This window comes from Bradyrhizobium viridifuturi, from assembly GCF_001238275.1.
Lineage (GTDB): Bacteria > Pseudomonadota > Alphaproteobacteria > Rhizobiales > Xanthobacteraceae > Bradyrhizobium > Bradyrhizobium viridifuturi.
In genome coordinates this window covers 1-1,902 of sequence record NZ_LGTB01000109.1, presented here as the reverse complement: position 1 = coordinate 1,902, position 1,902 = coordinate 1, and the positions used below count along the sequence as shown (strand labels likewise).

Genomic DNA, 1,902 nt, shown 5'->3' with positions numbered 1-1,902 from the left:
AGTCGTTGCCGGCGCCGCCAACCAGCAAGTCGTTACCAGCGCCGGCATAGAGCGAATCGTTGCCGTCATCGCCAGAGAGGAACGAGCCGTGCCCCGCAACGCTGCCCGAGTAGAGCACGTCGTTGTCGCTGCCGCCGTACTCGGAAACGGTCTCGTCGGCGCCGACCAGCAGGTCGTTGCCGGCATCGCCATGCAGCGTTTCGGAACCACCGATGACACCACCAACCAGCGTGTCGTCGCCCGCACCGCCTTCGAGCACGACCCCCAACAAGTCACGTGCGTTTGAATAGAGAATGTCGTTCCCGCTGCCACCGTACTCCGCAACAGTGCCGGCGCTGCCAACCAGCAGGTCGTTGCCGTCGCCGCCATCCATCGTGTTGTCAAGGGCACTCGCAGCGCCATGCAGCGTGTCGTTGCCGTCGCCGCCCGACAGCATCATCATCGAGCCTGGGCGCACCCACTCACCCGCGTAGAGCACGTCGTCGCCGGCGCCGCCGTCGAGCTCGCCGCCGAAGCCGCCGAGCCGAGCAAGTATTGGCCACCGACGAGGGTGTCATTCCCCGGGCCGCCGTCGAGAACCTCGTAGCTAGACCCGGGCCGGCGCTCAACCAGTCGTCACCGTCGCCGCCATACAGGCTATCGTCGCCCCAACCACCAATCAGCGTGTCGCTTCCGGTACCGCCGTAGAGCGTGCTGGGTTTGCCTTCCTCCACGCTGCCCGACACCAGCACGTCGTCGCCGCTACCGCCATGCAGTTCCGACGCGCCACCACCGAACACCGTGTCGTTGCCGGCGCCGGCAAAAACCGTCGTATCGCCGATAAAATCCGTACCCCTACTGCTGACGAAGGAGACATAGTCGTTGCCGGCGCCGGTCGCGACCAGCACCGGGCCGCTGCCGATCACCGACAGCATCACGTCGCTGTCGGTGGCTTCGATGATCGCCTTCAGGTTGGCGTCGACGTAAACCGTGTTGTTGGGATTGATTTCGATCAGAACATTGGCGTCCGGATCCGGGTTGCTGATGGCAGCTCCCTCCTGGACCGGGATCGTCGCACCGTCATCCGGGCTGGTGTAACCGATCCCCGCGGCGATCAGATCGTCGAGAATCTGCTGCCGGGTCGCTTGATCGATGGTGGAGCTGATCGCCGCTTCGAGGTCGGTCTGGTTCAGATTGGAAGTCGCCATCGACGTAGTCCCTGGTTGGAATACGAGGATTCAAGCCATTCGTTAGCTCTCACGATGACTCACGTGAGAGCAGTCCGTCGCACTACTTTAGGTTATCAGACGACATGTCAGAGCGCCACATGCCGCCAAAAAAAGAGCGCCGCCTCAACCTGGGTTGAGGCGGCGCCTTCGCTCAGTGAAGAGCTAGTCGTGCAGACCTGGGATCTTACAGCTTGGTCGAGTGACCATCGTTGAAGATCAGGTATTCGATGTTGCTGATCTGGGTCACCTGGCCGTTGCTGAAGTTGACGTCCAGAGAACCGTCCTTGCCGGCGGTGATGCCGGTCACGTCGGTCGAAGAGTGATCCAGGAAGGTCAGGGAGTCCTTGTTGCCAGCACCACCGTCGATGGTGTCGCTGCTGTTGAGGTTGGACAGGTAGAAGTAATCCTGACCGGAGCCGCCGACCATCGAGGCCGTGCCGGTGGCGGAGCCAACGAACGAGTCCTTGCCGTCGCCGCCGATCAGTGTCTGGTTGCCCGAGCCAGCGACCAGCGTATCGTTGCCGGAGCCGCCATACAGCGTGTCGTTGCCGGCACCGCCGTAGAGCGAGTCGTTGCCGTCACCGCCATAGAGCGAGGTCGCATGCGACGCATCGCTGCCCGAGTAGAGCACGTCCTTGCCGGCGCCGCCGTACTCGGCAACAGTGCCGGTACCGCCGACCAGCAGGTCGTTGCC

Annotated in this window: 2 protein-coding genes and 1 pseudogene; all 3 read right to left on the bottom strand. The window is 63.2% G+C overall.

Annotation, left to right across the window (positions count from 1 at the left end):
• Window positions 1–439 (bottom strand): calcium-binding protein (locus ALC15_RS40820; protein WP_283806345.1); only part of this gene is annotated, 439 nt, incomplete at its 3' end.
• Window positions 440–461: 22 nt separating this feature from the next.
• Window positions 462–1,187 carry a calcium-binding protein gene (locus ALC15_RS40815; protein ID WP_050632133.1) on the bottom strand — a complete coding sequence of 242 codons (726 nt, stop codon included), beginning with the start codon at window positions 1,185–1,187 and terminating at the stop codon, window positions 462–464.
• 205 nt (window positions 1,188–1,392) lie between these two features.
• Window positions 1,393–1,902: pseudogene (locus ALC15_RS47450) on the bottom strand (calcium-binding protein); the annotation flags it as partial.

Coding starts and splice junctions, on each gene's coding strand:
- ALC15_RS40815 (WP_050632133.1), bottom strand. CDS start 1,187: ATGGCGACTTCCAATCTGAACCAGACCGACCTCGAAGCGGCGATCAGC.